Genomic DNA, 24,333 nt, shown 5'->3' with positions numbered 1-24,333 from the left:
CTTTGTTGCATCGGCTTGCACCTTTGTTGCATCGGCTTGCACCTTTGTTGCATCGACCTGCAAAAATGACCTTACCCTTTTCCTAACCTTGTTTTATAGCGGTTCTCAATTGCACGAAATACAGACCTAACCCCCAGCCCCTTCCCTACAAGGGAAGGGGAGTAAGATTCAAAGCCTCTCCTCTTGTAGGGGAGAGGTTTGGAGAGAGGTCAAAGTGTATTGCTTCCATTCGAGAAGCGCTATATCTAAAAACTTCACTTACTGTTAGATTTAGAGTTGCAATGGGCACATTAAATATATGCCTTTATAACAGTATGCTGATATGCCTACTCAAGATACAACACGCCGTTTGCGTCCTCAATTAATTAGTGAAGATGTTACTTCATGGCACGGTTTGCAAACCATTAGCACCTATGACACAACCCGCGCTGATGCCTCTGCTGTGAAATTAGAGCAAGCTTATCAGGTTATGTTGTCCCAGCAACAAGCCGAAAATGAAAAACTAACTTTATACCGTGCTGCTGCTGATGCTGCGCGATTAGCAGAATGGGAATTTCATAATGCAGTATTAGCAATGAAAGAAGTTGTGCGCGGACAATACGGTTCGGATAGCGACCAAGCCCAAGCGGTGGGACTGAAGAAAAAATCAGAGTACAAGCGTCCCAGCCGCAAGAAGTCATCAGTACTTAACCACGCTTGATATTACTGCGCTAATGCTTCACGCACCCACCGCCTAAATGCCCGTTGTGCTGTACTAGATCCCCTTGTGTCAGCCTGAGGCGTAGGCGCAGCCCAACCTAGGCATCGCTTAAATGTTGTCGAGCCGTAAGGTTCCCAGTCAAGTTCTAACTCATCAAGTAGAATTTTAACCATGTCGCCGATTAATTCTTTGTCAACTTCATGTTCTGGTGAAGGCACCCGAATCTCTAACGCCTCTTGATAGTAAGCAACTCGTGTAGCGCGATGTTCTCCAAGTTCCTCCAGAATTGCTTCAAACTCTGCCCAATTGATTTCGCGCAATGTCAGGCACTGCCCTGGTTGAAGGTCGATCTGGCGCAGTTGAAATGTAACAACCATTTCATCCTCCGTACCGTTCACGATTTAGCTAAAACAAATAGCCGGACTGGTTAAGAGAGCCACCACTGTACTCGCTACTCTAAGTACAGTGTGTGGAGTGTTTCACCCAATACACAAAATATCAAGCGAAGCTAGAAAAACCTAGATTGGGTGGAATATCCTGAATCCGCCCAGGCCCGATCGCTCGTAATGCTTCTTTGAGTAAAATATCCCCAGTATACAAGGCACGTCCAACAATCACACCAGTCACACCTTGCGGTTCTAACGCCAGCAAACTCAACAAATCAGTAACAGAACTAACTCCACCAGAAGCAATTACTGGTATGGAAATTGCACCAGCTATTTCTCGCAAAGCTTCTAAATTCGGCCCTATCAAAGTACCATCACGGTGGATGTCAGTGTAAATAATCGCTGCTGCGCCCAATTCTTGCATTGTGACAGCTAGTTGGGTTGCTAAAACTTCCGAGGTTTCTAACCAACCGCGAGTAGCTACACGACCATTGCGGGCGTCAATACCAATAATAATTTGTCCGGGAAATTCTTCGCACAGTTCTTGCACTAGCTGGGGTTCTTCTACGGCGACAGTGCCGAGAATTGCCCACTGTACACCCAGATTGAATACTTGTTCTACGCTGGTGCGATCGCGCAATCCTCCACCAATTTCAATGGGCACTGATACTACTTGAGCGATCGCTTCTATTGCCCGAAGATTTACTACTTTACCTGCTTTGGCACCATCTAAATCAACTATATGCAATCTGGTGGCACCTTGATCTACCCACTGTTTAGCAACATCAGCCGGGTTTTCGCTAAAAACTTGCGAGCGATCATAGTCTCCCTGATACAGTCGCACACAACGACCTTCTAGTAAATCTATTGCTGGAATTACATCCATTTGCTTTTCCTCGAACTTAATTTGGTAGATATCTGGAAATGGGAGTGGGGAGATGGGAGAAACGCAGGGACGCAGAGAGGTTTTAATTACAAGTGATTAGCCTGACATCGTGTTAGAAGTTGAGTTATTAGGCTTAGATACTTGTTTATCCATCTTTGAACTGGATTTATCCACCTCTGAACTGGATTCATCCACCTCTGAACTGGATTCATCCACCTCTGAACTGGATTCATCCACCTTTACTACTCCCCGCGTCACCCCGTCACCGTGTCACCCCACTCCCTACTCCCTATTTTTCAATTCCTTGACTGCTTGCCGAAAACCCAAAACAATTAAGATGTTCGTAAGGGTCAAAAATACTTCTGCACCACCGTGTAACCAATCTACATTGGCTAGAGACTTGCCATAATGCAGTACGGCATAAATTCCTGCGGGAATGGTGACGAAAACAAATACAAGAGTACCGTAAAATCCATATAGCGCTAAACGCGGCATTTGTGGACTGCGGCTGATAAACCACAAGAAACCCAAATAGGGAAACAATGAAAGCGCGAACAGGGTTTCTTTAGAGATCATTGCTTTGATTTAATAGGTTGGGGTGCAACAGTGTTAGTAGACTTTGTGGAACGCCAAATTAAAAATGCTGCGGCCCAGAGTGTAATGTTACCAACTAAGGTCATGGTAGCCTGAAGCGTTACCAGCCATTCCAGAGATTCGGCGTTGTCGAAATAATGCCAGGTACAAGCACACATAGCACTAACCAAAGCTGGTAACATGGCAAAAGATAATGCCCACCAATTACGGTTACGAGTGAGTTCGCCGTAAGTCCAAATTAACCAAATGGCAATAATCCATTCAATAACGCTAGAAATATGGATAATCCAGGTGGGAATCGAAAGAACGTGCATATAAAGTGGGGAGTGGGGGATGAGGGAGATGGGGAGTTGTGAATTTTGACTTCTGACTTCTGACTTGTGAATTCTGAATTCTGCTGCTATTCGTTTTGTTGTCTTTCTATTAAGATCATCTTCCCACAAGAAAATTTATCTTTAGTTGGTAGGATGGCTGACATCTCATCAATTTTTGAGAAAAGCTGATACTCTAAAATCCTTTCATCCAAAATCTAAAATGGCAAAGATGCGGGCGTTATTGTCTGGATATTACGGTAAAGGTAATGGTGGTGACGAAGCTTTGTTAGCAACGCTTTTGCAAATGTTACCATCTGATGTGACGCCTGTGGTGCTTTCGGGTAATCCAGAGGAAACCCGCGATCGCTACAATGTAGAAACCCACAATCGCATGGCTGCTTTTCCCGTTCTCCAAGCTTTGCGCTCTTGTGATGCCTTGATTTGGGGCGGTGGGAGTCTGATTCAAGACGTTACCAGTATTATTAGCCCATTTTATTATGGGGGACTGATGTTATTGGCACAGAAATTAGGTTTGAAAACTGTAGCTTGGGCCCAGGGTATCGGCCCTTTGGTGCGTCCCCAAACTCGTTACTTAGCAAGGCAAACTTTTAGTAATTGTACCAAAGTCAGTGTCCGCGATCGCGCCAGTGCTGCTTTATTATCTGATTGGCAAATTCCTTGTATCATAGCTCCTGACCCGGTTTGGGCATTGGAATCTAAACCAGTACCAGGGCTTTGGGATTTACCTGCGCCGAGAGTTGCAGTAACGTTGCGATCGCATCCCCAACTTACAGAAGCACGTTTGGCTAAGTTGACTCGTGCTTTGGTGGATTTTCAAAAAGCCACACAAGCATTTATCTTACTGCTGCCATTCCAAAAAAGTGAAGATTTAAGTATTGCCCAAGCTATTCAACCCCATCTTAAAGATGTCAGCCAGATTTTGTCTCTGGAAGATCCGCAACTTTTAAAAGGTGTGTTTCGCGGTGTGGAAATGGCAATTGGGATGCGCCTGCACAGTTTAATTATGGCTGCTGCTGAAGGCTGCCGTTGCTTTGCTCTTAGTTATGACCCCAAGGTAAATCGTCTCATGGAAGAATTGCAAATGCCTGGGTGGGATTTAGCAACTTTACCAGATGACACCAATTTTATTGGTAAAACCTGGATAGAACATTATGCCAATGGCGATCCTTTATCATCTGAGCAAATACAATCTTTAGTGGATAGAGCATTAATGCACCGCGAGTTGTTGAGTGAAGCTTTAAGTTAACTAGACTACTGGCTGACAATTCCTGACCATTGAACTTTTTTCTCTTGTTCCCGACGGTAAGAAAAGAAATGCTCTGGAGTTTGGAAAGTACAATAAGGAGCGATCGCAATTTGTTCTGCACTAATTCCCAGACTTTCGAGTTGTAAAACATTTACTCGCCGGACATCAAGTTTTACCTTTCCAGGATTGGCGTCTTCTAATAAAGGTGAATTCGGCAGATTTTGTAATGCTTGGACAATTTTTTGTTCGTCATTATGTGGTATAATGCTGGCTCCGATTTCAGCAGCTACCTCAACAGAAACTTGATAAACTTCACCTGCGATCGCTGGCCCCATCGCAACACGTAAATCATCGAGTTGGCTGCCTTGGGATTTTAATCGAGCGATCGCTTGGGGGACAATCTTCTTGGCAGTACCCCGCCATCCGGCGTGTATTGCTGACACAAGTCCTGTTTTGACATCGCCAATCAGCACGGGTGTACAATCTGCACTAGCGACCCAGACAGCTTGTAGAGGCTGTTCGCTAATTAAACCGTCTGCCGATGCTAAACCATCCTCAAGAGTGCTGGTGGCAATTTCTTGGGGGGTGAGAACAGTATTGCCATGTACCTGCTTTAAGCGATAGACTGATGCCTCTGGTTGCAGTGTGAGTGTAAGGTCTTGTGGCGATCGCGGCCAAAACTGCTGTGTAAAAAAACCGTGATGCCAATGTTCCAGAATACTGCAAGTCAAATAGGGCAGTCCTTCCCAATTGCGCCAGTGCCAAGTGTGCATCATCAACCAAACCTAAAGAGAAAATCACTCATCAGCCAATTAATGCTAACTTGAACAACGCCATTTGGGTTACCGCTGTGGGATTTAATCTGCAAAATTTAGAAGCAGCCTTGAAAGCAGGGCGGAAGTATCCATATTTACCATTTTCCCTACACTTTTTTGAAAGTGTCTCCTCAACGAACCAAACCCTCTGGGACATGCTCAACCAAGGAGCTACTTCAGGAACAGTAGTCATTGCAACTTTACAGACTGCGGGACGGGGACAATGGGGACGCCAATGGATTTCTCCTGTGGGAGGATTGTATCTTTCGCTGGGAATTACTTTCGACCAGAAAATAGACGCTACCGATAGCTACCAGCTAACTTTCGCTAGTGCTTGGGGAATTGCGTCTCAAATGCGCCAGCACAATGTGGATGTTGGGATAAAATGGCCCAATGATTTAGTTTTAAATGGTCGCAAGCTAGGCGGCATTTTGACAGAAACCAAAGTCAACAAAGGAAAAATTACCCAAGCAGTAATTGGTGTTGGTATTAACTGGGCAAACCCAGTACCAGAAACAGGAATTAATCTGGAATCGTGGCAAGTTTCCCAAAATTCTCGGCCAATTTCTTGTCTGGAATTGCTCACCTCTACTGTTTTATTAGGAATAGAATCCGGTATGCAGTGCCTTTTCCAAGAAGGAATAAACATACTCTTATCTCGCTATTTAGACTTGCTTACAAACATGGGTGATAAGGTGTACGTCAATAATCTTTCAGGTACTGTAGTCGGCGTGACTCCTCAAGGAAATTTACGAGTTGATTTAGAAAAATATGGGACAAAAGAACTAATTACACCGGAAATTTATATTGAACCCGGTACAATCAGTTTGGGATACCATAAATCTTCCGTTTAAATTTGAGGTTTGTTCAAAATTTCGCTCTTTGGGCAAGACAAACCACTAGCATCATCTCTTTAGGCTAATTACACACAACTGAGAGAACAAATGACGCAGCGCAAAAATTCTGCCCATCATCGTTTGCACTACTTATGGCAGCGAGGTGTGACAAAAAAACGTTTTGCCTCGACGCTACCAGCACAGAGTCTCTGTTGGCTAAGCAGCGTCAGTCTCCTAAGCGGCGGCTTCGTGTCTGCCCAAACGGAAACACAAATAGATAATATCGTTCCCACTGTTGAAACTTCCCAGCCAACAGTGATTACAAACCCAGTTAAAGCCTCAACTCCGCTCGGCTTGAAAAAACAGACTGTTGCGCCCGAAGCAGCTCAAACGCAGCCAGACTTTGCTCAACGGCGAGCCAAACTCAAACAGAGACTACGCAAGCCAGAAGTTGCTCAATCAAAACAACCAATTAGGCAGTCTACACCCAAAATCGAAGCTGCTGAACCTGTTGTTATTATCAGACGGTCAAAGCCCAAGACAGAAACTTCCCAGGCTGCTCCTGGAAGGGCGCGAGAGGAAAAACCTAATACTCTTCCCCGCTCCTTACCTAAAAAACTGCCAGAAGTTGCTCAACCATCAAATAACTCAAACAACGCTGTCAGGGCAACCACCGAGAAAACTAAAGATTACAATAATGCCTATATTGACCCCAGTAGTTATGATACCAGCGCAACAGGTACTTATCAAGCACCGAATTCCGTAATCCTCACAGAAAGATCTAGTGGTTGCCGAGCCATTTTACCTTCAGGGCAAAGCGTATCTGGTAGTGTTTGTGCTAAAGCACCCCAAACTGGGCGCGTAGCTGACTCTAATGGAAAATCAGCACCTAGTTGGCTAAAAAGAAGTCAAAACGCACAATTGCCAGTAGTTCCACCAGTGCGACAGGTTGCAACCGCTGGTAACAATGGCAGATGGCGTGCTGTTCAAAATGTTGCTAATGGTGATACTAAGACTGGATTCCGCCCAAATCGATTTATTCCTAGTCCCAGCGATTTTGGCACCACCAGAGTGAGTGCAACTCCCATCGCGCCGAGTGGTGGTACTTTACCGCCACCAATGGCAGATGGCAACCTTGCACCCCGCCCCAGCAATGTAAGTTACGACTTCTCGCTGGCATCAGTATTGCCGCAAATTCCCTACAGTCCCAGAATCGCCTATGGTGGTACGGGAATGATGTATCCACTGTCGATTCCCGCTTCTATTACTTCTATGTTTGGTTGGCGAATTCATCCCATCACAGGTAACCAACGCTTCCATGCCGGTACAGACTTGGGTGCGCCTATGGGAACACCAGTTTTGGCAGCTGCTGGCGGAAGCGTGGAAACTGCTAACTGGCTGGGTGGTTATGGTTTAACCGTTATCCTGAATCACAAATCTGCTGAACAAACACTCTACGGTCATATGTCAGAAATCTTTGTTCAACCCGGTCAGTGGGTAGAACCCGGAACTGTCATCGGGCGAGTCGGCAGCACTGGTAATTCTACAGGCCCTCACCTGCACTTTGAAGTCCGCCACTTGACACCGAATGGATGGGTTGCTACTGACCCAGGTGTGAATTTACAAAGCGGACTAGCCCAGTTACTTCAATCGTTGCGAACTGCCCAAGTAAGTCAGCAACCAGGGAGTTAACTAGGGATTGGGGACTGGGGACTGGGGACTGGGGACTGCGGGAGATGAGGAAGATGGGGGAGAATAACTCTCAACTCCTCACTCAGCACTCAGCACTCCCAATGCCCCATGCCCTACTCCCCATTCCTAAATTACAAATACCCGTGTTCTGCTAAGAATGCGGGTGTAATGTCGTTTATACTATTGTTATCAGAGTCTGTGGTGTGCGATTTGCCAGAATAAAGGAATTTTTCTACATATTTGCCGAGAATATCTCCTTCTAAATTCACCAAACTGCCAGGAGTCAAATAGCGAAGATTTGTCTCGGCGTATGTGAGAGGAATTACCGCCACCTTGAATTGAGAAAATTCTGCCTCATATGCGGCTACTGTGAGGCTGATACCATTGACGGCGATGCTACCTTTAGGGACAATGTAACGTGCGATCGCCTCTGATGCACTAAAGGTCATTTCCCAAGAAGTCGCCGTTTGTTCTGCCATTAACAATCGCCCGATGCCGTCTACATGACCCATGACAAAATGACCGCCGACTTTGCTGCCTACCCTGAGCGACGCTTCTAAATTTACATATGTCTGTTGCGTTTGCTCACCACCCAAAGTCGTGCGTCGTAGGGTTTCCGGTGAAGCAGTGGCGATAAACCCATCTTTTAAAACTGTTTCCACTGTCAAACAAACGCCATCTACCGCAACACTGTCACCATAAGCCAGATCTTGCATAATTAGTTCACCCGACTGGCTAGTACAAGTAATTTGCCAAGAATCGCCCCCTAAGGGTTTCATCGTTCCTAACGCTTGGATTAATCCTGTAAACACCGCTTTTTTGCCAAACTAACTCTATTTATTGCCTAATTTTGGCAGAAATTAATGAGTAATTGTCACAGAAATTGAGAATATGTGAGTATATTTTCTGACTTTTTTTCTATGAGGAATATTAACACATTATCATCCTTCACAAGGCATACTTGGGTAAGAAGCTTATTGTTTAAGCAGACCCATTTGAATTACTCTGGTGTACACCACAAGTTCGGAGTTTAATAGAAGCAATTATAGAGAACGAATGCTTATGTTTATTACTGTCGCCAAACTGCCAAAAAAAAGGTGCTATTTGTTACATAGCATCCAAGGCTCTCAAAAAATTGTAGAGGCTTAGCCAATGATTGAAATGAAAGTCGCTGGCATAGCATTAGATGCCATAACCCGCAGCCCGATCGTCCTTTTGAAAGATTCTTCAGATCGGCGGGCTTTGCCTATTTACATCGGTCAGGAACAAGCTAGGGCAATTATGGGCGCACTGGAAAATCAGAAGCCTCCTAGACCTTTAACCCACGATTTGATGGTGAATCTTCTAGAGACCTGGAATATGACTCTAGAGAAGGTAATTATTCATTCGCTGCAAAAAGATACATTTTATGCAGCTTTGATTGTCCAACAAGGCGAAGTTAAAAAGGAAATTGACGCCCGTCCTAGCGATGCGATCGCCATTGCCCTCCGCACAAATACTCCGATTTGGGTAATGGAAGAAGTCATCGCCGATGCCTCTATCCCTGTTGACCGCGATGCAGATGAAGCCGAACAGCAGGCCTTCCGTGAATTTATTTCCAATCTCCGCCCTGAAGATTTGATCAAGCGCTTTGGTAATGGCGACAGCTAGAAAAGTTATGAGTTAAGAGTTATTTTAGTTGAACTCCTAACTCTTAACTACTGTACAAGAGACGCGATTAATCTCGTCTCTTGTACAGACGCGATTAATCGCGTCTGTACCTAACTTTTTTAACCATGCAATACCGACGCTTTGGGAAAACAAATTTGCGCCTCTCGGTTTTTTCCTTGGGAACAATGCGCTACCTAGCTGATTTTGAAAATGCCCAGCAAACCATTGAACAAGCCTTAGCCTTAGGAATTAATCATCTAGAAACTGCCAGAGGTTACGGCAAAAGTCAGGAATATCTTGGTAAGGCACTAAAAGCTGGTTTATCAGTACCTCGCACCAGACTGCACATCACTACTAAAATCCCAGCCACAGCCGATGTTGACAGTATGCGTCGGTACATTGATGAATCTCTAGAACAATTGGAAATAGATTATCTAGATTGCTTGGGCATTCATGGCTTGAACACCTGGCAACATTTGGAGTGGGTGCAAGCCAAAAATGGCTGTATGCAAGCTGTCGCAGAAGCTATTACCGATGGTCGAGTGCGACATGTTGGTTTTTCCACTCACGGGTCGTTAGAGCTAATTCAGGCAGCGATAAATACAGATTTTTTTGAATTTGTCAATCTGCATTATTACTATTTTTTCCAACGGCACGCCCCAGCTATTCAACTAGCTGCTGAAAAAGATATGGGGATTTTCATTATTTCTCCTGCCGATAAGGGAGGACGCCTCTACACGCCAGCCCAAACCCTTAAAAACCTGTGTCAGCCGTATTCACCCCTAGAATTAAACTATCGATTTTTACTTGCCGATAACCGTATTAATACTTTAAGCGTAGGACCAGCCAACCCAGATGAATTAATCGAACCTCTGCAAGTTGCTGACCGAGATAATGAACTTACACAAGAAGAAATTTCTGTATTCCAGCGATTAGAAAATCAGCAAAAAATTGCTTTGGGGATTGATAAATGTAGCCAGTGTTATGCTTGTTTGCCTTGCCCAGAAAATATCAATATTCCAGAGGTATTGCGGTTACGAAACCTCGCAGTAGCATACGACATGAAAGACTATGGCGAATATCGTTATGGAATGTTTGAAAATGCTGGTCATTGGTTCCCTGGGATGAAAGCCAACCGATGTACAGAATGTGGTGACTGTTTGCCGCGATGTCCTGAAAATTTAGATATTCCAGCTTTATTGGAAGATGCTCACCAGAGATTAAATGGGAAACCAGGTAGGAGATTGTGGGGATAAAAATATAAATAGGAGTCAGAATTCACAATATTCGTTAACCTAAGTATGGAAGTTATGAAGTTTATTTGGTTTGAATGGTGGCGTAGATGCCAAGCGGCTTGTCATAGACATCGCTAGGATTTTGAGTTGTAATAATTGCAAACCATATATCCCCGACTTCTTAGAGAAATCAGGGATATGACAGCAGATTTCAAGTTATTGAAGTAGACAGGCTCAGTTTGTTAGCCAGGTATAAAGTCTATTTCAGTCCTGAATTATTAATTTTGAATTCTGCCGTATTTATTAGCAATGATTTAGGATTGAATTATTAAGATGTTGCTTTTCTAGATTTTCAAAAAACAAAGGGGATCAATCTCTAATCTTGATTAATCAAAGTAATAATGCTTTTTTACGTTACTTTTAATTTCCCATATGCAAGACATACCAGCGGGAAAAATTACCAAATCGCCTTTACCCATTTGCACTGGCTGTCCAGCATCAGGAGTAACAACTACATCACCTTCCAAAAAGTAGCAAGTTTCTTGAGAATCATAAGTCCAAGGGAATTTCGAGACTTCCTTTTTCCAAATTGCCCATTTGGACACACCCAATTCTTCGAGACGTTGTTGACTGAGTTGATGCTCAACTTTAATTTCCATACTGTGTTTCTTTAGTTGTCTTCAGCAGTAGGATTGAATATCCTCTCCACATTGATCTACTAAATAACACAAAGCGCGAAAACGCAAGCCTACAAGTTCGTTATAAAGCGGATTAAGCTTGCACATTGGAGGAATATGGCCTACTATGCGACCAAAAAGCATAATATCACGCTCGAATGGACATTGGGCAGGAATCAGTTTAGCGATAAATTTGGCAAATTTGCGATTCTCAATCTCCATTTTGTCGAGCCATTGACGTAATGGTTGCAGTATGTCCAATTTCCGGTGACCAAATTGTTTTTTAGTACCTGCTAGATTATTTTGTTCTAAAGGGCTAATAAAAGCAGGTAGAAAAATCCGCCGATTATTTGTTTCAAGCATAGTTTTTAGCAAGGTTTTCCTTGTTATGGATGAACTATTTGTCAATTCAGAATGCTGCCATGTAACTTGTTTGGGCAATTTGCATTCTGCTTGTAAACTGAAGTAAAATCAGCAGAATGCAAATAATTTACATGCATCTTTGGGGGGAAATAGTTTGATTAATTGTTATTTAAACCCACCAAATGTTCAAGAACTGTCCCGTTAAATACAAAATAACAAAGAAAATATAAAAATTGCATTTCTTTAACTTATGAATTTTTAATCTCAAAGATTGCAATTTTATATACAAAATATAAAATATTAGTGACAAAACTGCCTAGTATCTAGAGATGTACTTTAGGGAAGAAAAACAGAGTTTTGCTGTGGCTCTATATACACTTCGCTAGGATTAGCCTCTACTATCTATAGATATTAGGGTACTGAGTATTGGGTTATTTGTCTGATATACTACACAAGGTAACCCAGATATTATCTAATAAGTAGTAGCAAATCCTTTCATAAGTTCAAACTAATATTAGAACTGCCATATCACAATACAGCACGCTTGGTGAAATTCAAATAGTAAAAGGGATTGGGGACTGGGGTAGTAGTATTTCAAACGAAAAATTATGTCTGAGGCTTTAACCTCAAGGGCGAGTATTAGAAATGATGAGTAATTAAGTATGTCTTTCGCAGGTACCTTCGTCACGCCACAATTGATATAACCGCGTAGCTGGCATCGTCATATATAAAATATCGCCTGCACTGAGGTTGGTTTCTAGTAAATCCCAGCCATGCAGGGTTTGGTGGTTCGTTTCTACGTATAAAGGTACACAGTCGGCATTCATCGCTACATCTTTCACCCACTGACCACAAAAGGCGTGTGAAGGTGTAATTACCGTGGCAAAAGCTACCCAAAGACTATCTGCTGTGATGCCATTACCAAGGATTCGTCCCCCTAATGCAGCTGCCGCAAAAGCTGGGGCTGCCAATTCAGCGGGGCTGAGTACTGCCTCGAAGTCAAATAGCTGTTGCGCTATGCCAGCAAAATCGGGATCAGCATAATGGACAATCACCGGAATATTTGGTGCCAAGCTTTTGGACTTGAGGGCAATCTCTAAATTAGTGGCATCGTTACTAGTTACGACCAGCACTGCGGCGGCAGAATCTATATTGCTGGACTTGAGTATGGTGCGGAAGCTGGCATCACCTTGAATTACGGGAATACCTAGTCCTCTAGTGGTATTGACAAACCTGTTATTAGAGTCGGTTTCAATCACTACCACTTCATGTCCGTTGGTGTGGAGTTGCTGGACAATTTTGACGCCAATACCGCTCAAGCCACAGACGATGTAGTGATATCGCTGGGGAATTCGTGCTGCATCCCAAAATTGCTTAAAACGGCTTCCGAGGACGAAATCAGTGAGCATTGCGTACCAAATACCAATTACCACTGCCCCAACCAACATCATGACAACGGTAAATAATTTAATACTATTGGGAGCATTTTCTACTACTTTGTCATTACCGCCTGCTCCGGTAATCATGCCCACAGAAAAATATAGAGCATCGATCACAGATAACTTCAACTCAGCAGATGTGTAGGTGAGTGTAGCAAGTAGAATCACTGCAAGTAAGACAACAGCACCCACCACTACCGATCGCCCGTGTTGCTGAAACTGTCTAAGATTAGTTATCACTTTCAGCAATTTTCTAATTAACGATCGCCGAGGAGGACGGATGCGCGGTTGTGTACCAACAATTAAGCGATCGCCCACTTCTAACTTTTGTCCTGAGATGACAGCGGATACTAAATCCATTTCACCTTCTACTGGTAGATAATAAATCAGCATCCGCGATCGGTCTTCCCACAATTCACTTAGTTTTCGACCTTTCCACAAATGATTTTCATCAATGTATTCTTCGTGAATTGGCCAAGTTTGCTGAAATAGTTTGATTTGCCCGATCGCTTGACTTCCCAGTGCTGCAAAGGTGAATACGGGTGCTGCTAAACCCACAACACTCATACTCAAATGGTCTGGTAAAGTTTGATCTAAGCGCTCACCTAAATTTGTATTATAAAAGCGGTTGATAATCCGAATTTGGGGATTCAGCACCCGCGCTTGCATCATAATTGACAAATTTAGTTCATCTTTAGATCCAGCAATTACTAAAGTGTGCGCCTGCTCAATTCCTGCTGCTTTTAGGGTAGCCGCTGCTTGCAAATCACCAACAATCACATCTGGCGCAGTTTCGCTTGGGATGGGTTGGTGATGAATGCCAACAACAAATGCTCCTTGCTGTCTGAGCAAACGAAAGATTTTATATCCAGTACGTCCTAAGCCACAAACAATAATTCGGGGTTTCATGAAACGGCAGCATCTTTTACAGGCAGGGCTGCATTTCTAGTTAATTATCCAAATTATTGCCCGCTTTCTTGGGTTTAACTGTAACTAACAACACCATTGCTTTAATTGAAAGAGTTAGGAGTCGAGACAAGGGTTAACCCAAGTCTTTCCAAGAGTCTTTATATTTGAGTTTAACCCCTGAATAAACTGCTGTTAGATGGCACTTTTACCAAGTTCTAAAAGTCAATGTTATTTGAATACCTAAAATTTTAAAACATTCGTATTATGAAAAACTTAGTACAATTAACAGATTTTGGTAGTATTTTATGCCCGTTAATTCTAGCAGGGGCGTTAGCCACTACAGCACAAGCGCAGCCACAGTCAGCGCCTGGGCCTATTTCTGCACCTAATATCACACTGAATGTACAACGTAGCAGTGGTACATGCCCTCAAACAATTGGGCTGTGGTGGTTTACCTTACCTTATGAAGGCGGTGCTGAACATACAGTAGTGGCAGATACTAGAGAATTTGCAGATTCAAGTAAGCTAGTTTCATCTAATAAGCAGTTTGTGGAGTTTGTTTCACCTTTACGTAGTAATTATGCTTCGTGTGTGGGTAAAACTCGTGGGCAGGAATATACTTTCTATAATGTAGAATTTAAGAATAAAAAAGCATATTTCCGTGTGGATTTACGAAAAATTAATGCACCCGGTCGCTTAATAACCTACAAAACTATAGCGGCTTCCCGCCCTTATGTTAGGTGGGCGATCGCTGACTAAATTACTCCAATATTTCAGCCTCATTACTGATTGACAAATACTCTACTACGGCACTCTAATTTGATTGTATCAAGAATGTATCTCTAGATACTCATCACTGGATGACAAGATTTATTAAAATGAAACTCAGAAGAACATCTTAAGAAGTTAATAAATTTAGCTCATGACTGCAATCCAGTTCCAGAATTTACTCCATACACAGCAACAAAAACGCACTCTACCCCACTTGGGGCTGGTTTGTATCACCTTTGATAAACAAGTGCGCTTTCGGACAATGACGCGCACGCGCTACTTAAAACTTAGTCTTGAGGAACGTGAAACTGCCTTAAGAGAGTTGTATCAGCATAATTTACAGCGTTTAAATGACGCTCTATCTTTTTGCCAGGAAAATCAGATTCAACTGTATCGGATGTCTTCTGCTTTATTTCCTCTCAGTGATATGGAAGACGAAATCGGCACAAATATATTAGAGGAAATGAGTGATGGGCTAGCCAAAATTGGGGAACGTGCAAAATTATTAAATATCAGAATGGTGCTGCATCCAGATCAATATGTAGTGCTCAGTTCTGATTCCCCAGAAGTAGTAAAAACAAGTATCAAAATTCTGGAACGACATGCCCGCAATCTTGACTTATTAGGCTTACCCCAATCGCCTTGGTCATTGATGAATATTCATGGTGGTAAATCTCAACGCACCGAACAACTTGTAAAAGTAATTTCAGAATTACCACAAGGAATTAAAAGCCGCTTGACTTTAGAAAATGATGAATATGCCTATAGTGCTAGTGAAATTTTAGCAGTGTGTCAGCAAGCAAAAATACCAATGGTATTCGATGCTCATCACCATATTTGTCACGAAAATTTAGACAGTTACGACCATCCGAGTGTAGCATCTATGTTATATGCAGCACGAGAAACTTGGGCGAATCCAGATTGGCAATTAGTCCATATTTCCAATGGAGAAGAAGCTTTTAATGACAGGAAACACAGTAATTTAATTACCGCTATGCCCAGTGTTTACCACGAAGTACCTTGGATAGAAGTCGAAGCCAAACAAAAAGAACAAGCGATCGCTCATTTGCGTTCTTGGTGGCTTATGCAGTCACAATTGAGAATGTAATTAGTTTGGAGTACCACTCACTAAATGTTTTATTGATCCCTAGATCTTTGATTTAGTGTAATATTTCACTACTTCCTCAACAGCCAGTCAGACTTCTGACTGCTGAATTCTGAGTTCTGAATTCCTTCTTGATAAAATATGGCGATCGCAATCGATTTTGGTACTAGCAACACAGTCATTGCTCGTTGGAACCCTGTAACCCAGCAGCCAGAAACCCTGAATCTACCGGGTTTATCACTCAAACAAAGTCTCAATCCGCCACTGATTCCGAGCTTGGTTTATGTTGAAGACGCAACACAAAGTAAAATCTTAGTAGGTCAACAAGTACGCGATCGCGGTCTTGACCTCAAGGGCGAAACTAGATTTTTCCGCAGTTTCAAACGCGGTATTGGCGCAAATATTCAAGGTTTCTTACCCGAAATAGATGGACAAATTGTCAGCTTTGAGCAGGTGGGGCAATGGTTTCTCACCCAAGTAATTGAAGAACTAGTGCCACTAGAAGGTGGCTTAGATTCTCTAGTATTAACCGTACCTGTAGATAGTTTTGAAGCCTATCGTCATTGGTTAGGAAAAGTTTGCCAGTCCCTCAAAGTTGAACAGGTACGAATGCTAGATGAACCCACAGCAGCAGCTTTGGGTTATGGCTTGGCAGATCGAGAAACTCTGTTGGTAATTGACTTTGGTGGCGGTACTTTGGATTTGTCCCTTGTACGGTTAGATAGAAGCGTGCAAGCAACTACAAAACCTGTAGGATTTCTTCTGAAATGGGGTAATAAATCATTAGCTGAAGATTCAAAACAAAAAGTCAAAACAGCCCGTGTATTGGCGAAAGCTGGGCAGAATTTGGGCGGTACTGATATTGATAATTGGTTAGTAGATTACTTTGCCAAAACTCAAGGATTGGCAGTAAGTCCTTTGACAACAAGATTGGCAGAACGGGTAAAAATTCAGCTATCAACTCAAAATCAAGCCAGTGAAGTTTATTTTGACGATGAGATATTTGAAAGTTATGAACTGGAATTAAACCGCGACACTTTTGAAAATGTCCTCAAAGAACACGCATTTTTTGAGTTATTAGATGAATCGATGACGACACTGTTGCAACAAGCAAGACGCCAAGGGATAGAAATTGCAGATATTAATGCAGTTTTGTTAGTTGGTGGAACTGTACAATTGCCGGCAGTGCAGACATGGATTAAACAGTATTTTGAGCCAGAAAAAATTCGTTGCGAATGTCCTTTTGAAGCGATCGCCCAAGGTGCATTACAAATCGCCCAAGGCATTGAAATCAAAGACTTTCTGTACCATAGTTATGGGATTCGCTACTGGGATCGCCGCAACCAACGCCACCATTGGCATCCAATCATTAAAGCTGGACAACCATATCCCATGAGTCAGCCAGTAGAATTAGTCTTAGGCGCTTCTGTCGAGAATCAGCCTAGCATTGAATTAATTATGGGAGAATTGGGAGCAGATACAGGCAACACCGAAGTTTATTTTGATGGCGATCGCTTGATTACTCGTCGTCTTGAGAGTAGCGGAACCACCGTCAAACCCCTCAACGACCGAGAAGGCGCCAGAACAATTGCCCAACTGACACCAAAAGGATATCCTGGGAGCGATCGGATTAAAATCTTCTTTCAAGTTGATCAGCAACGCTTTTTGCGAATCACCGTTGAGGACTTATTGACGAATGATACACTTTTGGAAAATCAACTTGTGGCACAGTTGAGTTAGGGAATTAGCAAAAGCCAATCTGGTTTAAAACCTTAGCTTGTTTCGGGATGGTGACCGCATCATATCCCCTACATTTCCAGAACTCAATTTGACTGCCGAACAGATTTTTCAAGCTGGGCGATCACAAAATGAATTATGACCGCAATGTAGATACTCCCATAGGGCCACGAGTCACGCCTAATTGATTTTGCAGCTTCAACTCTCGCCAAAGTTGGGAACCTGTAATCTCACCTTGCAATAATTGACTATAACAATGTATTGTTTTACTCACTTGTTCCGAGGTTTCATTAAGAAATTCGATGCGAAAGTGACGTAATCCCAATTCCATAAGACGATGTACGTACTCGGCTCCTGTTTGAGCAGTACCATTAAATACAGTGTTGCGACAACCTATATCTGCTTTAAGGACGTGTTCGCTACCAACGCGGTCTTTTAATTTCACTTCATGCTTCTCGCAAGGTCGTCCACAGTTAGTGTAGTCTGTTCCCTGAGAGAGGAAAGCACAAAATATACAGTGTTCCATGTGGAACATTGGCATATATTGATGGATTGTCACTTCAAACCACTGGGGCGGACAACTTGTAACCAGGTCTTCCAGTTGAGTAATATTCAAATCATAGGATGCAGTCAATCTTTCCAAACCAAAATGCTGGCGAAAGTAATCTGCTGTTAAAGGATTAGCAACGTTGAGCGAAAAATCTCCGATACAACGGTCTTGGGCAAAAAATTGCAGTTGGTCATAATTCCGCACTAAATAGCCATCTGCTTCACAGGCGCGTACCTGCTGTAAAATCCAATTTTCCCCAGGTTTGGTAATTCGGGGTGGTGCAACCCAGATGTTGGGAACATGGGAGAGAAGTTTTTCTTTGTTTCCGTTGTCTGTTTGCGCTTGTTGGCGTACCAATTGTACGGCTTCTCGGTAAGCACGGGGGTCTTCAAATTCACAGTAGAGTGTTTCAACACCTGCTTGCAGTGCGGCTTGCAGTTGCTTGAGGTTTCGCACCAAAACGATGAGAGAGGGGGATGAGGGGGATAAGGGAGATGAGGAGGGGAGTAAGTCTTGGAACGAAACATGAGAACGCAATTCCCAGCGTTTGGGTTGACTTCGCAATTCTTCGAGCTGTGTCACAATTTCCCGTCGCATCCGGTTTAATTCGCTTACGGGTAGCATGATGGCATTGCTGAGGTGGTTGGTTAAGGTTCCCAAACAAAAGGGGGTGTTACCGAGACGACCGAATTGTTCTTGTAAACGAGTTGTATCTAAAGGTTTGGTGTGCGCTTCTACCAGTGAAATTGCAGACTCCACTTGGACAATATTACCAACTCGATCGCGGGCGATCGCAATCAATGGCTGACCAATTTCTCCATAAACCTCCAACTCAATCGGACGCTGAAATTGTGGGTTATCGCCTGCAAAACTTTGACGGAGTTGCTTATCCAGTTCCGGGTCGCTGGTTTTCCAAACGCGATCGCCCACATGCACCCGACGTAAATTCACATCACTTCTACCAAAGGTCAGCATAGTTTCCTTACCTTTGGACACCACCCCATACACCCGCCCGCCTTCTTCCTTCGCCTCTGGATGACCGCAGTCAAACACAATTCCATCTCCTGGTTTAACTGGCGCTTCCAATTTGATTGCTATCTGTTCGTTGTGGATGCGAGTAACTTCACCTAAATAAACCCCGCGTTTTTTACCAAAACGCGCATGAACTAATTCCTGATTATTAATTCCGCTAAACCAACCCGTGTAAAGTCCACGAGAAAATGCCATCTCTAAGTTGTAGTGTTCTTGAGAAGATGAAATTTGCTGCGACACTTTCCCCGCGTCCAATTCCTCCATCACCCGATCCAAAGCTTGCCGATAAACACGGGTGACATTAGCAACATACTCTGGAGCTTTTAGGCGGCCTTCAATTTTCAGAGAAGTTACGCCTGATTTCACCAAATCGGGCAAAACATCTAATCCTGCGAGGTCTTGAGGACTGAGTAAATATTTGCGATTCTCTAAATCTACAACTTTCCCATCAGCTATTAAATCATAAGGCATCCGGCAAGCTTGGGCGCATTCACCTCGATTGGCAGAACGTCCGCCTAAAGCTTCACTCGTCAAACACTGACCGGAATATGCCACACACAACGCACCGTGAACAAAAACTTCTAAAGGTAGCGAAGTCTGCTGTTGGACAATCTGCTGCTGAATTTTATTGATTTCTTTGAGAGAACATTCACGCGCCAGCACTACCAATTGACAACCAAGGGATTTGGCAAATTCCACACCAGCCGCACTAGTAATGGTCATTTGCGTGGAAGCATGGATGGGGAAATCAGGCGATAGGTGACGGATGAGACGACATATACCAATATCTTGAACAATCACCGCATCCACACCTGCTGCAATAATCGTGCGGAGATATTGTTGTGCTTCTGCTAGTTCTTTAGGAAAGATTAGTGTATTTACCGTGACATAACCCTTTACGCCCCGACAATGCAGAAATTTCATCAAGCTGGGTAAGTCTGCTTCTGTGAAATTTTGCGCCCGCATTCTGGCGTTGAAGCGATCTAAACCGAAGTAAATTGCATCTGCCCCATTTTCTACAGCAGCTTTGGCACATTCCCAATTACCTGCTGGCGCAAGTAGTTCGGAACGTTGAAGAGAGAGTGGGGAAAGGGAGCGATCGCTTTTCATTAGACTTGGGGTTAAGTAGCACCATAGTGATTTTATCTAATTCTTCGGTAATCATTAGTCTCTCCATTGCTTTGTTGCTAATAACAGTAATTTCATGTCATCTGTTACATATTTAGTAAATATCTAATTGTGCAAAAAATTAACACAGCAATTTTTTGCTGGTGCTATGTGCATATTCACTCTAGTCAAATCGGTAATTTTTAGTTAGGGCAAAATTTACCCCAAAGAGCGAAATTGGTTGGTATGTTTTTTACGGCTTCTATTACTCGTCTATCAAGCATCAAAGCTGAAACTAATTTCTAAAACTGTATTAAACGCTACTTTCTACCAATAAGGTTGGTATTAATTTTTTACTAGACAAATGCTCTGTTTATTGGAATTTGGGGCTTTTGAGCCATAATAGCAGTTAAAAAGCAACCACCCGCAAGAATAATTTGCGTTTCGCAAGCAAATTGGCAATTGATGTGATAGTCTTTTTATATGGGGAATCAAGACAGCGAAAGCACATTCATGTCGTCAAAGAGAAATGATATAAACTCAAAGACTACACTTTCGCCTTGGCAGATATTAAGTTAAATCCGCTACCGCTTTTGGGCTGGGATTTATCCCTTTACATCAGTCACGATATGATTTGGTGATTCTCAAAGAATATCTCGAAGAAGCGCCTGTACAGCAGTTGCTCGGTACTTTAGGACATCGGATGGTTCACTCGCAATTTGAAATTCTCGGCGGTTATGATATCAGCAAGATTGGGGAAGTTGTAGCGACTGTTTAGAGTGGATTGCAATGGTTGGTTGTGTGTTTAAAGGAATACTTGGCGTAAATTTAAATCCTGCTGCAACTACTCTTGAGGTATGAGCAACCTTTGATAATTCGGAATTCGTAATTCATAATTCGTAATTGGGATTTCGAGTTTGGAATCTATAGCTTTCTTTTTTCTAATTGGTATTACTGCCGCCAGAGAAATCATTTGAGTGAGCGTCTGGAAATACTTGCAATATTCTTTGAGTGATGTCTTATTGCTCTAGCTATTAGTCAGAAAAAACAATGACTAATGGCCAACGAAAACTCACCAAAACTTGAATATGTTCTGGATTCGGACTCTTTTTGCTGTAGAGCGATCGCCTCCAATGTGGTTCTACATCAGGTCAAGCGCGAGTACCTCCGGTAGGTACAAAGTGCGTAGTTTACCACCGTAGGCATCGCCTCATAAACTGACAGACTCACCAAACAAACAATTACAGGATCAATCATCATGTCCGACGACAAAATTAGACAAATTGCTTTTTACGGTAAAGGTGGTATTGGTAAATCTACCACTTCCCAAAACACCCTTGCTGCGATGGCAGAAGTGGGTAAACGCATCTTGATTGTCGGATGTGACCCCAAAGCTGACTCTACCCGTTTGATTCTGCACTGTAAAGCTCAAACCACCGTGTTGCACTTAGCTGCTGAACGGGGCGCTGTGGAAGATATCGAACTCGAAGAAGTAGTAATTACTGGCTTCCGTGATATTAGATGCGTAGAATCAGGTGGGCCAGAACCTGGTGTAGGTTGCGCCGGTCGAGGTATCATCACCGCCATTAATTTCCTTGAAGAAAACGGTGCTTACTCAGATGTAGATTTTGTATCCTACGACGTATTGGGAGACGTTGTATGTGGTGGTTTTGCTATGCCTATTCGTGAAGGTAAGGCCCAAGAAATCTACATCGTTACCTCTGGTGAAATGATGGCGATGTTTGCAGCTAACAACATTGCTCGTGGCGTTCTCAAATATGCTCACACTGGTGGTGTACGTTTGGGTGGGCTGATTTGTAACAGCCGGAAAACTGACCGGGAAGACGAACTGATTAGCACCCTAGCAGCTAGATTAAGTACCCAGATGATTCACTTTGTCCCCCGTGACAATATCGTGCAGCACGCCGAATTGCGGCGGATGACAGTGAATGAGTACGCACCCGACAGCAACCAAGCTAATGAATATCGTACCCTAGCAGACAAGATTATCAACAATACAAATCTTGCCGTTCCCACACCCATCGAAATGGATGAGCTAGAAGATTTGTTGATTGAATTCGGTATCCTGGAAAGTGAAGAAAATGCTGCGAAACTAATTAGCCAAGCCGATGCTGCTAAGAAGCAAGAGGATGCTGAAGGTGAAGCATTAGAAGCACTGAAAAAAGGAAATGTAGAAATAGTTTCTGGTAGCGATAAGAAGTAAGTTCTTGTTCAGAATTAGGTGCTAAATACAAAGTAAATATTAAGTGGGCTATTCTCGCCCACTTCCTCACTAATCTTTTAAAATGGAGGTAATCGAATAGCTAATCTTAACTTCTGTGTGTCTGATCTTCACCTTGTTAACACTAATCTGCCAAGGTGTACACGGCAAGATTAATACTTTAATAGTCTAGTTCGTGTTTTTGTTTTCTCCTTCTCTAATTTAGTTGGTTGTTTATGTTTGAGGGAATGGGAAATTCTCTTTCTCATTCCCTTTTATTCCATGTTTTAAATATATAGATAATTAATGCAAATCCTATAAAAGCTTTTGGGAATTCAGTTAACACCTAATAACTTCTATCTATTGTCACCAAACAAATGAATCCCACTCCAGGAAAAACCAACGATTCACTCAGTGACTCAAATTCTGAAGATGCTCGTCAACAGCAGATACAAAAGAAAAAAAAGTCTGACACACAATTACCCCAACCTGGAACTACTCAAGGGAGTTGCGCTTTTGATAGTGCAATGATTACCCTTGTACCAATCACTGATGCTGCCCATGTAGTTCACGGGCCAAGTGGCTGTGCTGCCAGTATTTGGGGAAGTTACAGCAGTCTTTCTTCTGGTTCGATGCTGTACAAGATACGCTTTAGCAGCGACATTGATGAGAACGATATCATCTTTGGTGGAGCTAAAAAGCTGTACAAAGGCATTTTAGAATTACAAAGACGCTACAAACCTGCGGCAGTATTTGTTTACTCTACTTGCATCACCGCTTTGATTGGGGATGACATTGAGGGAGTTTGCAAAGATGCCACCGAGAAAACAGGAATACCCACTATCCCTGTACATTGCCCTGGCTTTATTGGGAACCAAAATTTAGGCAACCGTGTTGCTGGTGAAGCAATGCTAGAACACGTTATTGGAACAGCCCAACCAGATATTACTACACCTTATGACATCAACTTAATTGGTGAATACAATATTGCAGGTGCAATATGGAATGTTCTACCGTTGTTGGAGAAATTAGGTATCAGAGTTTTAGCAAAAATTACAGGCGATGCTGTCTACAAAGAAGTTTGCTATGCTCATCACGCCAAGCTTAATGTGATCCTCTCCTCCAAAGCACTAATCAACATGGCAAAAAGGATGGAGAAACAATATGGCATTCCCTATATTGAAGAGTCTATTTATGGTGTTGAGCAAATCAATGAGTGTCTAAGGAATATTGCCGCAAAGTTGGGTCATTCTGATTTGCAAGAACGTACAGAAAAACTAATTGCAGAAGAAACTGCTGCCTTAGAAGAAAAGCTTGCTCTTTATATGAATCGATTGCAAGGTAAGCACGTTATTCTTTCTACTGGAAGTTTCAAAAGTTGGTTGATTATCTTTGCTGCTAAGAAATTGGGGATGGAAGTTATTGCTATTCTTACTAAGAATAATACTGAGGAGAATAGAATTAGAGTCAAAAGTTTAGTGGGTCAAGATGGCATAATTCTAGAAGAAAATAGTCCTGAAGAAATTTTACAGATAATTAACGAAAATCAAGCTGATATGTTAATTGCGGAGAAATGCTATCAAGACACTTCTCTCACAGCTAGGATTCCATTTCTAGATATTAATCAAGAACGCAACCATGCTTATGCAGGCTATATAGGAATTTTAGAGGTGGCACGAGAACTGTATGCCGCTTTTTACAGCCCTGTGTGGGAGCAAGTATGCCAGCCTGCCCCGTGGGAAGTAGGAAATTCTTCTAAGGAGGATATCTAATGGCGATTATTAGCGTTACAAGTACATCAGTTGCAGTTAATCCCCTCAAGCAAAGCCAGACTGTGGGTGCAGTTTTAGCCTTTTTGGGGTTGAAGGGAATCATGCCTTTGTTACACGGTTCTCAAGGCTGTACTGCTTTGACTAAGGCTGTATTAGTACAACATTTTCGGCAGACGATTCCCCTGTCGAGTACAGCGATGACGGAAGTTGCAACTATTTTGGGTTCTTGTCAGCTTTTGGTGATGATGAAAGGTTACGCGCTTTAAGGCAGAAGG

Annotated in this window: 21 protein-coding genes and 3 pseudogenes; 14 read left to right on the top strand and 10 right to left on the bottom strand. The window is 42.8% G+C overall.

Annotated elements, in window-relative coordinates:
- The first annotated feature begins 322 nt into the window (after nt 1-322).
- Entirely contained in the window at nt 323-700 is a 378-nt protein-coding gene (locus ACM0OY_RS33020; protein WP_414572981.1) for a hypothetical protein, read from the top strand.
- Nucleotides 701-702: 2 nt separating this feature from the next.
- Here the strand turns inward: ACM0OY_RS33020 and ACM0OY_RS33015 are convergent, their stop codons facing one another.
- From ACM0OY_RS33015 to ACM0OY_RS33000, 4 genes are all read right to left on the bottom strand, one after another.
- Nucleotides 703-1,077 (bottom strand): hypothetical protein, encoded by a 375-nt coding sequence (locus tag ACM0OY_RS33015; RefSeq protein WP_414572980.1) that lies wholly within the window; start codon nt 1,075-1,077, stop codon nt 703-705.
- Between the two features lie 121 nt (nt 1,078-1,198).
- Entirely contained in the window at nt 1,199-1,972 is a 774-nt protein-coding gene (gene hisA, locus ACM0OY_RS33010; RefSeq protein WP_414572979.1) for a 1-(5-phosphoribosyl)-5-[(5-phosphoribosylamino)methylideneamino]imidazole-4-carboxamide isomerase, read from the bottom strand.
- Nucleotides 1,973-2,254: 282 nt separating this feature from the next.
- A complete protein-coding gene (locus tag ACM0OY_RS33005) occupies nt 2,255-2,548 on the bottom strand; it encodes a DUF3593 domain-containing protein (RefSeq protein ID WP_414572978.1) in 294 nt (97 codons plus the stop codon).
- Nucleotides 2,545-2,880 (bottom strand): DUF2499 domain-containing protein, encoded by a 336-nt coding sequence (locus tag ACM0OY_RS33000; protein ID WP_096536267.1) that lies wholly within the window; start codon nt 2,878-2,880, stop codon nt 2,545-2,547. Before ACM0OY_RS33000 ends, ACM0OY_RS33005 begins: the two co-directional genes overlap by 4 nt.
- A gap of 229 nt (nt 2,881-3,109) precedes the next feature.
- Between ACM0OY_RS33000 and csaB the strand changes: the two genes are divergently transcribed.
- Nucleotides 3,110-4,147: a polysaccharide pyruvyl transferase CsaB gene (gene csaB, locus ACM0OY_RS32995; protein ID WP_414572984.1), complete on the top strand. Its 1,038-nt coding sequence runs from the start codon at nt 3,110-3,112 to the stop codon at nt 4,145-4,147.
- Nucleotides 4,148-4,152: 5 nt separating this feature from the next.
- Here csaB and pgeF read toward each other — a convergent pair whose 3' ends face one another.
- Nucleotides 4,153-4,920 (bottom strand): peptidoglycan editing factor PgeF, encoded by a 768-nt coding sequence (pgeF, locus tag ACM0OY_RS32990; protein WP_414572983.1) that lies wholly within the window; start codon nt 4,918-4,920, stop codon nt 4,153-4,155.
- A 77-nt stretch (nt 4,921-4,997) separates the two neighbouring features.
- Between pgeF and ACM0OY_RS32985 the strand changes: the two genes are divergently transcribed.
- Both ACM0OY_RS32985 and ACM0OY_RS32980 read left to right on the top strand, forming a co-directional pair.
- On the top strand, nt 4,998-5,816 hold the full coding sequence (locus ACM0OY_RS32985) for a biotin--[acetyl-CoA-carboxylase] ligase (protein ID WP_414572982.1): 819 nt from the start codon (nt 4,998-5,000) through the stop codon (nt 5,814-5,816).
- Between the two features lie 90 nt (nt 5,817-5,906).
- The gene (locus tag ACM0OY_RS32980; protein WP_414572977.1) at nt 5,907-7,490 is read left to right on the top strand and encodes a peptidoglycan DD-metalloendopeptidase family protein; all 1,584 of its coding nucleotides are present in this window, start codon (nt 5,907-5,909) and stop codon (nt 7,488-7,490) included.
- A 131-nt stretch (nt 7,491-7,621) separates the two neighbouring features.
- Here the strand turns inward: ACM0OY_RS32980 and ACM0OY_RS32975 are convergent, their stop codons facing one another.
- The gene (locus ACM0OY_RS32975) at nt 7,622-8,302 is read right to left on the bottom strand and encodes a riboflavin synthase (protein ID WP_414572976.1); all 681 of its coding nucleotides are present in this window, start codon (nt 8,300-8,302) and stop codon (nt 7,622-7,624) included.
- 340 nt (nt 8,303-8,642) lie between these two features.
- Here ACM0OY_RS32975 and ACM0OY_RS32970 point away from each other — a divergent pair, with 340 nt between their 5' ends.
- Together ACM0OY_RS32970 and ACM0OY_RS32965 are read left to right on the top strand one after the other, a co-directional pair.
- A complete protein-coding gene (locus ACM0OY_RS32970) occupies nt 8,643-9,140 on the top strand; it encodes a bifunctional nuclease family protein (protein WP_138502986.1) in 498 nt (165 codons plus the stop codon).
- A 125-nt stretch (nt 9,141-9,265) separates the two neighbouring features.
- Entirely contained in the window at nt 9,266-10,396 is a 1,131-nt protein-coding gene (locus tag ACM0OY_RS32965) for an aldo/keto reductase (RefSeq protein WP_414572975.1), read from the top strand.
- A gap of 365 nt (nt 10,397-10,761) precedes the next feature.
- Here the strand turns inward: ACM0OY_RS32965 and ACM0OY_RS32960 are convergent, their stop codons facing one another.
- From ACM0OY_RS32960 to ACM0OY_RS32950, 3 genes are all read right to left on the bottom strand, one after another.
- On the bottom strand, nt 10,762-11,034 hold the full coding sequence (locus tag ACM0OY_RS32960) for a cupin domain-containing protein (RefSeq protein WP_414572974.1): 273 nt from the start codon (nt 11,032-11,034) through the stop codon (nt 10,762-10,764).
- A 21-nt stretch (nt 11,035-11,055) separates the two neighbouring features.
- Nucleotides 11,056-11,415, bottom strand: coding sequence for a Mo-dependent nitrogenase C-terminal domain-containing protein (locus ACM0OY_RS32955; RefSeq protein WP_414572973.1), 360 nt, complete (start codon nt 11,413-11,415; stop codon nt 11,056-11,058).
- A gap of 656 nt (nt 11,416-12,071) precedes the next feature.
- Nucleotides 12,072-13,763: a potassium channel family protein gene (locus ACM0OY_RS32950; protein ID WP_414572972.1), complete on the bottom strand. Its 1,692-nt coding sequence runs from the start codon at nt 13,761-13,763 to the stop codon at nt 12,072-12,074.
- Between the two features lie 264 nt (nt 13,764-14,027).
- Here ACM0OY_RS32950 and ACM0OY_RS32945 point away from each other — a divergent pair, with 264 nt between their 5' ends.
- The 4 genes and pseudogenes from ACM0OY_RS32945 to ACM0OY_RS32930 form a co-directional block, all read left to right on the top strand.
- Nucleotides 14,028-14,522, top strand: a complete 495-nt coding sequence (locus ACM0OY_RS32945; RefSeq protein WP_414572971.1) for a hypothetical protein — start codon at nt 14,028-14,030, stop codon at nt 14,520-14,522.
- A gap of 163 nt (nt 14,523-14,685) precedes the next feature.
- A complete protein-coding gene (gene uvsE, locus ACM0OY_RS32940) occupies nt 14,686-15,642 on the top strand; it encodes a UV DNA damage repair endonuclease UvsE (protein ID WP_414572970.1) in 957 nt (318 codons plus the stop codon).
- 138 nt (nt 15,643-15,780) lie between these two features.
- Nucleotides 15,781-17,379, top strand: coding sequence for an Hsp70 family protein (locus ACM0OY_RS32935; protein WP_414572969.1), 1,599 nt, complete (start codon nt 15,781-15,783; stop codon nt 17,377-17,379).
- Between the two features lie 40 nt (nt 17,380-17,419).
- Nucleotides 17,420-17,518 (top strand): annotated as a pseudogene (locus tag ACM0OY_RS32930) (Uma2 family endonuclease); the annotation flags it as partial.
- Here ACM0OY_RS32930 and ACM0OY_RS32925 read toward each other — a convergent pair.
- Nucleotides 17,513-20,068, bottom strand: a complete 2,556-nt coding sequence (locus tag ACM0OY_RS32925) for a DUF3656 domain-containing U32 family peptidase (protein ID WP_414572968.1) — start codon at nt 20,066-20,068, stop codon at nt 17,513-17,515. The pseudogene ACM0OY_RS32930 and the gene ACM0OY_RS32925 sit on opposite strands and share 6 nt — an antisense overlap.
- Nucleotides 20,069-20,648: 580 nt before the next feature.
- Here ACM0OY_RS32925 and ACM0OY_RS32920 point away from each other — a divergent pair.
- The 4 genes and pseudogenes from ACM0OY_RS32920 to ACM0OY_RS32905 all read left to right on the top strand — a co-directional run.
- Nucleotides 20,649-20,843 (top strand): annotated as a pseudogene (locus ACM0OY_RS32920) (substrate-binding domain-containing protein); the annotation flags it as partial.
- Between the two features lie 480 nt (nt 20,844-21,323).
- Nucleotides 21,324-22,289, top strand: a complete 966-nt coding sequence (nifH, locus tag ACM0OY_RS32915) for a nitrogenase iron protein (RefSeq protein WP_414572967.1) — start codon at nt 21,324-21,326, stop codon at nt 22,287-22,289.
- Nucleotides 22,290-22,663: 374 nt separating this feature from the next.
- Nucleotides 22,664-24,058, top strand: a complete 1,395-nt coding sequence (nifE, locus tag ACM0OY_RS32910; RefSeq protein WP_414572966.1) for a nitrogenase iron-molybdenum cofactor biosynthesis protein NifE — start codon at nt 22,664-22,666, stop codon at nt 24,056-24,058.
- Nucleotides 24,058-24,282 (top strand): annotated as a pseudogene (locus ACM0OY_RS32905) (nitrogenase component 1); the annotation flags it as partial. The gene nifE and the pseudogene ACM0OY_RS32905, both read left to right, overlap by 1 nt.
- Nucleotides 24,283-24,333 lie beyond the last annotated feature (51 nt).

The organism is Nostoc sp. CCY 9925, from assembly GCF_963920935.1.
Classification (GTDB): Bacteria; Cyanobacteriota; Cyanobacteriia; order Cyanobacteriales; family Nostocaceae; genus Nostoc.
Note: the sequence above shows the minus strand (reverse complement) of the source record. Positions and strands in the feature narration are given on the sequence as shown.